This is a genomic window from Mycobacterium sp. (assembly GCF_032159775.1).
In the GTDB taxonomy this organism is placed as follows: Bacteria; Actinomycetota; Actinomycetes; order Mycobacteriales; family Mycobacteriaceae; genus Mycobacterium.
The window spans coordinates 1-8,259 of sequence record NZ_JAVHWK010000023.1; the positions used below are offsets into that span (position 1 = coordinate 1).

The following is an 8,259-nucleotide window of genomic DNA, read 5'->3' on the forward strand; positions in this document are numbered from 1 at the left end:
GACCGGACGTCTGCGCTCCGTCAGTGGGGAGTATCTGAAGCGGACGCCATGGATTTCGAGTTCGGCAGCCTGTCGCGCGTGGCGGCCGAATCTCTGGAAGGCGCGCAGCGGTTTTCGAAGGGAGCCGGCCGCCACGGGGCGAAGGGTTAGGACTCGACGAGCTGAGTTTTGCTGACGAAGTCGCCGATGGCATCCGCAGCCGCCTGGGCCCCGTCGCGCTGCCGGATTTGAGCGCCCAATCGGTCGGCCGCCTCGCGATATGCGGAGTCGGTCAGCACCGCCTGGATCGCCGCCCGAATGCGTTTCGGCCCTGTGTGTTTCCGTAGGAGTATTCCTGCACCGACGCGCTCGAGTGCCGCGCCGACACCCTTCTGGTCGATCATCGGGTTGGCAGGCATCACGATCAGCGGTACGCCGAACGACAGCGCCCGCATCGCCGTGCTGTGGCCGCCGTGCCCCACCACAAGCGACGCGGTAGGCAGGACGTCGTCGTGGTCGAGCCATGCGTGCATCGACGCGTTCTGCGGCACCCGCAGCCCCGCCGCGTCGATGGCCGGTCCCACCGTGACGGTCGCCTCGACCGCTAGCGGTGCGATCGCGTCGAGGATGTTCTGCAGCATTCGGCGCTGTCCGGCGAAGGCACATGTGCTGAGGCTGACCAGGATTCGCGGCACCTGCGCCTGCTCGGCGGCTCTGGGCGTGCCCTGCCACACGACGCCGGTGTGGCAGACCGCAGGACGTCCGCGCATCGGGTCGAGGTCGGCTAGAGCGGAAACCACCTGGAGCAGCCCTCGGTGTTCTGCCGCAAGGGGATCCGTGCCGCGCAGCCGAAGCATCCAGCCGACCGGGCCGGCCGCGAGGTCCTGAACCGCGCGATAGAAGCAGTGCACGAAAACAATTGTCGGGATGTCGGAGTTCACGATCTCGGGAATGCCCGCGGCGAGGATCATGTCGACGACAACGGCGTCCGCAGCGTGGCGCCGCGCGGCCTCCACCACGCTGCGGCCAATGCGTCGATCCGCTGCCACCCGGGTGAAGGCCGTCATGAGGGCCGCCAACGACCTCTGCACAGTTGGATCGAAATTCCTTCCGGCGGTGAACGGTTCGAACGCGAGGCCCGCTGCTTCGACCCGTTGTCGAATGCCGCGATGCCCGAGCACCACGATCTCGACACCGCGGGCTCGAAGGGCGCGCGCGACCGCCAACTGCGGTGGAACGTTGCCGCCGCCGTCCACGATTGCGAAAAGGATCTTCATGGCGTTCGGGCTTGGGCCAGTAATGCTTCGGTCATCAGCACCATCCGGTCGGCGACGTCGTCGACAGAAAGCCCGCGGTCGAGTCGCAGCAGTTTCCAGGCGTAGACATCGGTGGCCACGACGAGGACGTCAACCAAACGGGTACGCCCGACGGCCGTTGCGGGAAGGCGGTCCGTGAAGACCTGTTCCACCCATTCGCGATGTGCGAGCCGCCCGGCGTTGTTCGTCCGTGCAGCGCGCGGGTCGGTCTCGTCGGCGAGCATGGCAAGCGCGACCCCGCCCCGACGTTCGTAGTGGGCGATGAGCACCTTCAACGCGGCCTCAGGCTCGCCCTGCGGCGGAACGCGTTCGGCCATTACCTCGTCGTACGCCTGCGCCCACGCGGCGTCGATGAGGCTGTCTCGACTTCCGAAATGCCGGAGCACCGTCTTCACAGTGACCTGTGCGCGCTCGGCGACGGACGGCAGCGTGATCGCGAATGACCGTTCGGCCATGAACGTGTCGATGGCGGCCCTGATGATCACGTCACGCGTCGCGGTTTTGGCCTGCTGACGTGTGCCCATGTCGTAGCTGCGCGATTTCATGTCAATTCGAAGGTACATCAAATGCACCTTTGATGTCCATGGGTATGGACATCAACATCCGAGCGTCAGCTTTTGCTGATCTTGTTGCCCGAGCCGGTGTCGTTGACCTTGGGATCGCCCTGCTTATACGTGACGGTGTTGTTGAAGCCGACGACGCTGAGGCCTTTGTCGACGCTGTCCATGTTCACGGTGTTGTCCGCGCCGCCGATGTTGGCGTTGGCGCAGCTGCCCTTGACGGTCAGCTTGTTGTTGTTGCCGCCGATGTTGAGTGACTTTCCGTCGGCGCAGTCGAGCTCGGTCGTCGTGCCGACCGAGCTGTAGTTGATGGTGTTGCCGATCTCGACCTGACCGCCCTCGGTGCCCAATGTGGCAGTGGGAGTGGTGGAGTCGCCGCTGTCCGCGCCGCAGCCGGCGAGCCCGATCACGGCGGCGGCAGCCATACCGATCAAGACGTGCGTGCGCATGGTTCCTCGCTTCCGTTCGGTGCGATGAGAACTCGGCCGATCACGCGGGAATGCGGTCAATCCGGTTCATCATGCCCAGTTCCCGCCCACGATCCCAGACAACCGGGTCACCGGTTTTGTAGAACACGGTCTGGTTGGAGCCGTACACGGTGATGTCGTTGATCACGTTGTCGGCGATGATGAGGTTGCCCGAGCCCTGCACCGTGACCGCCCAGCAGGTGCCGAGCGCATTGATGGTGTTGTTGGCCCCGTTCACGATCAGCGTCGACTCGTTGCAGTCGATGGTCTGATCCGAACCGATTGAGGTGATGTGCGTGTCGCCGTTCTTGGCCTGCGCCACGGGTGCCCCCAGCAGCAGCGCGACGGGCAGTGCGATCAGGCATGCGGCCATCGACCGGCACGTTGCTTTCCAACCCCCAGCGGTCATGGCTGTAGAGCGTACGTCGCGCGCGTGGTTCATGGCAGTACTTGCCCGGTTCGACCAATGGCCGGCCTGCGACGAACGAGTCGCGGCGCCGCACTGCGCTCGGTAGCGTGTGCAGGCGATGCGTTGGCGTGTCAAAGCGGTTGCTATCGCGGCGGTCACAGCGATGGTGACCGGCGCCGGATGTGCGCAGACCGTGAGCGGGACGGCGCAGCGGGCCCATCCCTCGGTCCCCGATCCGGAACGCAGCTACGGCTATGTCGACAACCGGTGCGGGTTGCTGGAAGACAGCTCGATTCAGGAGATGCTCGACGCCGATAACGTGGTGCGGCCCTACAGCGGCGCCGTGTGTCAGTACGTGCTGGAGCGGAAGTCTGGAACTGATGTCGGCGCCGGTGCGCCTGCGGCCACGGTCGACGTCGTCTTCTCCTGGTTCGAGACGGGCAGCCTTGACCGGGAACGGACGCTGGCCGACCAGCGCGGGGCGCAGGTCACCGCCAAGGACGTCGAGCGGCACCAGGCCTTTCTGGCTCGTCGCGACACCGACGGCGCCGGCTGTTCGGCGACCGCCGCGGCCGGCCGCGGCGTGCTGAGCTGGTGGGTGCAGACACGAGGCAAGACCGACACCGACCAGTGCAAGGACGCCGAAAAACTACTCGCCGCCACGCTGTCCTCGGATCTGTGACGATGTCGCACCGTACGCCGTCCCGCTTCTGTGCCACGCTGGCCGCCGCCGTGGTCGTGTTGGCCGGCTGCGGCACGTCGGAACATTCCGCCGCCCAGGACACTCCATCCGCTTCGCCCAGCAGCGGCTTTCAGAGCGGCGACTGCAACAACGTCACCGACGCGGAGGTCGCGAAGGCTGTCGGATCGTCGACGTTCACCAAGGTCGTCGACAGCGACGCCGGGTGCTTCTGGCAGGAGAACACCATGCTCGGCTCGTTCGGCGCGGGCATGGGCATTTCGACGTGGTGGTATCGCGGCAGCGACATGGACACCGAGCGCACCCTCGAGCAGCAGGCCGGCCGGACGCTGACCGAACTGTCCGTCGACGGCAACAAGGGATTCAAGGCATACGACGCCAACGCCTGCAGCATTTATGTGTCCAAGGGCGGCGACGTCATCACCTGGTCGATCCAGACGATGAATCCGGCCACCCTGCCCAATCTGTGCGACATCACCGAGGAGCTGGCGCAGCTCAGCCAGGAACGTGTCAACTGACTCTGGACAAACTAGAGGTGTTAGTTTTCGCATATGACAGGCCGTCCCGCCCCCCAATCGACCGGTCGGCGACCGGCGAAACTGAGCCGGGACGCCATCGTCAACGCCGCCCTGACCTTCCTGGATCGCGATGGCTGGGATGCGCTGACCATCAATGCGCTGGCCACCCAGCTCGGCACCAAGGGGCCGTCGCTCTACAACCATGTGGACAGCCTCGAAGACCTGCGCCGCACGGTCCGGATGCGGGTCGTGGGCGACATCATCGACATGTTGAACACCGTCGGCCAGGGCCGCACCCGCGACGACGCGGTGATCGCGATGGCCAGTTCCTACCGCAGCTACGCCCACCATCACCCCGGGCGGTACTCCGCATTCACCCGGATGCCGCTGGGCGGCGACGACCCTGAGTTCACCGACGCGACCAGGGCGGCGGCGGGGCCGGTCATCTCGGTGCTGTCGTCCTACGGCCTGGACGGCGAGGACGCCTTCCACGCCGCGCTCGAGTTCTGGTCGGCTCTGCACGGTTTCGTGCTATTGGAGATGACCGGGGTGATGAACGCGATCGTCGACACCGATACAGTGTTCAGCGACATGGTCATGCGACTCGCGTCGGGCATGCAGAGGCGTTGAGTTTCCGTACTGGTTGACCTGCGATTAGGTGCCTCGTCGCGGGTTTGGATCGACGTGCTCTGCCCTGGTATCGTGGATCGCCGTGCCTGGCAGGTAAGCGGTTGCCGCGCGCCGGGCCAATTCGCATGTCGTGTAAGCCTCGGAAATGGATCGTCCAAATTTCCGGTGCGAGCGCGTGCGACACACCCGGTCGCGGGGTAAGCGAGCGGGGCATAACAGCAGTACAGAGACTTAGAACCACACGAAGAGACGAAGAAAGAAAGCCGGTAGATGCCAACCATTCAGCAGCTGGTCCGCAAGGGTCGCCGCGACAAGATCGCCAAGGTCAAGACCGCGGCCCTCAAGGGCAGCCCGCAGCGGCGCGGTGTGTGCACCCGCGTCTACACCACCACCCCGAAGAAGCCGAACTCGGCGCTTCGGAAGGTGGCGCGCGTCAAGCTGACCAGCCAGGTTGAGGTCACCGCCTACATCCCCGGTGAGGGTCACAACCTGCAGGAGCACTCGATGGTGCTGGTCCGCGGCGGTCGTGTGAAGGATCTGCCGGGTGTGCGCTACAAGATCATCCGCGGCTCGCTCGATACCCAGGGCGTCAAGTCCCGCAAGCAGGCCCGGAGCAAGTACGGCGCCAAGAAGGAGAAGAGCTGATGCCGCGCAAGGGACCCGCGCCCAAGCGTCCGCTGGTGAACGACCCGGTCTACGGATCGCAGTTGGTCACCCAGCTGGTCAACAAAGTTCTGCTCGACGGGAAGAAATCGCTGGCCGAACGCATTGTTTATGGTGCGCTCGAACAGGCCCGCGACAAGACCGGCACCGATCCGGTCGTCACCCTCAAGCGCGCTCTGGACAACGTCAAGCCATCGCTCGAGGTGCGTAGCCGCCGCGTCGGTGGCGCGACCTACCAGGTTCCGGTTGAGGTTCGGCCGGATCGGTCGGTGACGCTGGCCCTGCGTTGGCTCGTCAGCTTCTCCAAGCAGCGGCGTGAAAAGACGATGGTCGAGCGTCTGTCCAACGAGATTCTCGACGCCAGCAATGGCCTGGGTGCCGCCGTCAAGCGACGGGAAGATACCCACAAAATGGCCGAGGCGAACCGGGCCTTCGCGCACTACCGCTGGTGACAAACGCCGGCGATGCCCGGAGCCGCCCAGCGGCGAATCCAATCGGGGCGGCCGCCGGGCGTGACGACAACAGCAACCAAGCAACCGAAAGAGTGAGACTTCCGTGGCACAGAAGGACGTGCTTACCGACCTGAACAAGGTCCGCAACATCGGCATCATGGCGCACATCGATGCCGGCAAGACGACGACCACCGAGCGCATCCTGTACTACACCGGTATCAGCTACAAGATCGGTGAGGTGCACGACGGTGCCGCCACCATGGACTGGATGGAACAGGAGCAGGAGCGAGGTATCACCATCACCTCGGCTGCCACCACCACGTTCTGGAAAGACCATCAGATCAACCTGATCGACACCCCCGGTCACGTCGACTTCACCGTTGAGGTGGAGCGCAGTCTTCGGGTGCTCGACGGTGCCGTTGCCGTCTTCGACGGCAAAGAGGGCGTCGAGCCGCAGTCCGAGCAGGTCTGGCGGCAGGCTGACAAGTACGAAGTTCCGCGCATCTGCTTCGTCAACAAGATGGACAAGGTCGGCGCTGACTTCTACTTCTCCGTCAAGACCATGGAGGACCGCCTCGGCGCGAACGTCATCCCGATCCAGTTGCCGATCGGCTCGGAGAGCGAGTTCGAGGGCATCGTCGACCTAGTCGAGATGAACGCCAAGGTGTGGCGGGGCGAGACCAAGCTGGGCGAGACCTACGACACGATCGAGATCCCTGCCGATCTGCAGGAGCGGGCGGACGAATACCGCACCAAGCTGCTCGAAGCGGTCGCCGAGACCGATGAGACGCTGCTGGAGAAGTATTTCGGCGGTGAGCAGCTCTCGGTCGAGGAGATCAAGGGCGCGCTGCGCAAGCTGACGATCACCTCCGAGGCCTATCTGGTGCTGTGCGGCAGCGCGTTCAAGAACAAGGGCGTGCAGCCCATGCTCGACGCGGTCATCGACTACCTGCCCTCCCCGCTGGACGTGCCGCCGGCCACCGGCCATGCGCCCGGCAAGGAGGACGAGGTCATCGTCCGCGAGCCGAACACAGACGAGCCGTTCGCGGCGCTGGCGTTCAAGGTCGCCACGCACCCGTTCTTTGGCAAGCTGACCTACGTCCGGGTGTACTCGGGCAAGGTCGACTCCGGTTCTCAGGTCATCAACGCCACCAAGGGCAAGAAGGAACGGCTGGGCAAGCTGTTCCAGATGCACTCCAACAAGGAGAACCCGGTGGAGTACGCGTCGGCCGGTCACATCTATGCGGTGATCGGGCTGAAGGACACCACCACAGGTGACACCCTGAGCGACCCGAACCAACAGGTCGTGCTGGAGTCGATGACCTTCCCCGATCCGGTCATCGAGGTGGCCATCGAGCCCAAGACCAAGAGCGACCAGGAGAAGCTGAGCCTCTCCATCCAGAAGCTCGCCGAAGAGGATCCGACCTTCAAGGTGCACCAGGACGTCGAGACCGGTCAGACGGTCATCGGTGGCATGGGCGAACTGCACCTGGACATCCTGGTCGACCGGATGCGGCGCGAGTTCAAGGTCGAAGCCAACGTCGGTAAGCCGCAGGTCGCCTACAAGGAGACCATCAAGCGCAAGGTCGACAAGGTCGAGTTCACCCACAAGAAGCAGACGGGTGGCTCGGGTCAGTTCGCGAAGGTGCTCATCTCCATCGAGCCCTTCTCCGGCGAGGACGGCGCGACCTACGAGTTCGAGAACAAGGTCACCGGTGGACGTATCCCGCGCGAGTACATCCCGTCGGTGGACGCCGGCGCGCAGGACGCCATGCAGTACGGCGTGCTGGCCGGCTACCCGCTGGTGAACCTGAAGGTCACCCTGCTCGACGGTGCTTATCACGACGTCGACTCATCGGAGATGGCGTTCAAGATCGCTGGCTCCCAGGTGCTGAAAAAGGCTGCGCAGCAAGCGCAACCGGCCATCCTGGAGCCGATCATGGCCGTCGAGGTCACCACGCCCGAGGATTACATGGGTGAAGTGATCGGCGACCTGAACTCTCGCCGTGGTCAGATTCAGGCCATGGAGGAGCGGAGCGGTGCACGCGTCGTCAAGGCGCACGTGCCGCTGTCGGAGATGTTCGGCTACGTCGGCGACCTTCGGTCGAAGACCCAGGGCCGGGCGAACTACTCCATGGTTTTCGATTCCTACGCTGAAGTTCCGGCGCAGGTGTCGAAGGAGATCATCGCGAAGGCGACGGGTCAGTAATCTCGGACCCGTCGTTTCGGCGGGACCACACAACTGCAAAGATCAACACACTGCTTTACAACAAGCACCAACACAGTCCAGGAGGACATAGAAGTGGCGAAGGCGAAGTTCGAGCGGACGAAGCCGCACGTCAACATCGGGACCATCGGTCACGTTGACCACGGCAAGACCACACTGACTGCAGCAATCACCAAGGTTCTGCACGACAAGTACCCCGATTTGAACGAGTCGCGCGCATTCGACCAGATCGACAATGCGCCTGAAGAGCGGCAGCGCGGCATCACGATCAACATCTCCCACGTGGAGTACCAGACCGAGAAGCGTCACTACGCGCACGTCGACGCCCCCGGTCACGC

11 protein-coding genes and 1 pseudogene are annotated in these 8,259 nt (G+C 64.3%); 8 read left to right on the plus strand and 4 right to left on the minus strand.

What is annotated here, in order from left to right; all coding sequences use genetic code 11:
- Positions 1-150 (plus strand): annotated as a pseudogene (locus QOJ24_RS02520) (crotonase/enoyl-CoA hydratase family protein); the annotation flags it as partial.
- Here the strand turns inward: QOJ24_RS02520 and QOJ24_RS02525 are convergent.
- The 4 genes from QOJ24_RS02525 to QOJ24_RS02540 are packed head-to-tail and all read right to left on the minus strand — an operon-like array spanning position 147 to position 2,731.
- Positions 147-1,256, minus strand: a complete 1,110-nt coding sequence (locus tag QOJ24_RS02525; protein ID WP_526258790.1) for a glycosyltransferase — start codon at positions 1,254-1,256, stop codon at positions 147-149. The pseudogene QOJ24_RS02520 and the gene QOJ24_RS02525 overlap by 4 nt on opposite strands.
- Positions 1,253-1,858: a TetR/AcrR family transcriptional regulator gene (locus tag QOJ24_RS02530; protein ID WP_526258792.1), complete on the minus strand. Its 606-nt coding sequence runs from the start codon at positions 1,856-1,858 to the stop codon at positions 1,253-1,255. Before QOJ24_RS02530 ends, QOJ24_RS02525 begins: the two co-directional genes overlap by 4 nt.
- A gap of 47 nt (positions 1,859-1,905) precedes the next feature.
- Positions 1,906-2,304 (minus strand): DUF3060 domain-containing protein, encoded by a 399-nt coding sequence (locus QOJ24_RS02535; RefSeq protein ID WP_526258794.1) that lies wholly within the window; start codon positions 2,302-2,304, stop codon positions 1,906-1,908.
- A gap of 40 nt (positions 2,305-2,344) precedes the next feature.
- The gene (locus QOJ24_RS02540) at positions 2,345-2,731 is read right to left on the minus strand and encodes a DUF3060 domain-containing protein (RefSeq protein WP_526258796.1); all 387 of its coding nucleotides are present in this window, start codon (positions 2,729-2,731) and stop codon (positions 2,345-2,347) included.
- Positions 2,732-2,849: 118 nt separating this feature from the next.
- Between QOJ24_RS02540 and QOJ24_RS02545 the strand changes: the two genes are divergently transcribed.
- The 7 genes from QOJ24_RS02545 to QOJ24_RS02575 form a co-directional block, all read left to right on the plus strand.
- Positions 2,850-3,413: a DUF3558 family protein gene (locus tag QOJ24_RS02545; protein ID WP_526258797.1), complete on the plus strand. Its 564-nt coding sequence runs from the start codon at positions 2,850-2,852 to the stop codon at positions 3,411-3,413.
- 2 nt (positions 3,414-3,415) lie between these two features.
- The gene (locus tag QOJ24_RS02550) at positions 3,416-3,949 is read left to right on the plus strand and encodes a DUF3558 family protein (protein ID WP_526258799.1); all 534 of its coding nucleotides are present in this window, start codon (positions 3,416-3,418) and stop codon (positions 3,947-3,949) included.
- A gap of 33 nt (positions 3,950-3,982) precedes the next feature.
- Positions 3,983-4,579 carry a TetR/AcrR family transcriptional regulator gene (locus tag QOJ24_RS02555; RefSeq protein ID WP_526258801.1) on the plus strand — a complete coding sequence of 199 codons (597 nt, stop codon included), beginning with the start codon at positions 3,983-3,985 and terminating at the stop codon, positions 4,577-4,579.
- A 270-nt stretch (positions 4,580-4,849) separates the two neighbouring features.
- Complete coding sequence (rpsL, locus tag QOJ24_RS02560; RefSeq protein ID WP_353356761.1) at positions 4,850-5,224, plus strand: 30S ribosomal protein S12; 375 nt, start codon at positions 4,850-4,852, stop codon at positions 5,222-5,224.
- The gene (gene rpsG, locus QOJ24_RS02565) at positions 5,224-5,694 is read left to right on the plus strand and encodes a 30S ribosomal protein S7 (protein ID WP_123026969.1); all 471 of its coding nucleotides are present in this window, start codon (positions 5,224-5,226) and stop codon (positions 5,692-5,694) included. Before rpsL ends, rpsG begins: the two co-directional genes overlap by 1 nt.
- Positions 5,695-5,797: 103 nt before the next feature.
- Positions 5,798-7,903 (plus strand): elongation factor G, encoded by a 2,106-nt coding sequence (gene fusA, locus QOJ24_RS02570; RefSeq protein WP_526258803.1) that lies wholly within the window; start codon positions 5,798-5,800, stop codon positions 7,901-7,903.
- 93 nt (positions 7,904-7,996) lie between these two features.
- Positions 7,997-8,259, plus strand: a 263-nt coding sequence (locus QOJ24_RS02575) for a GTP-binding protein (protein ID WP_526258805.1), incomplete at its 3' end; no start/stop codon positions are given.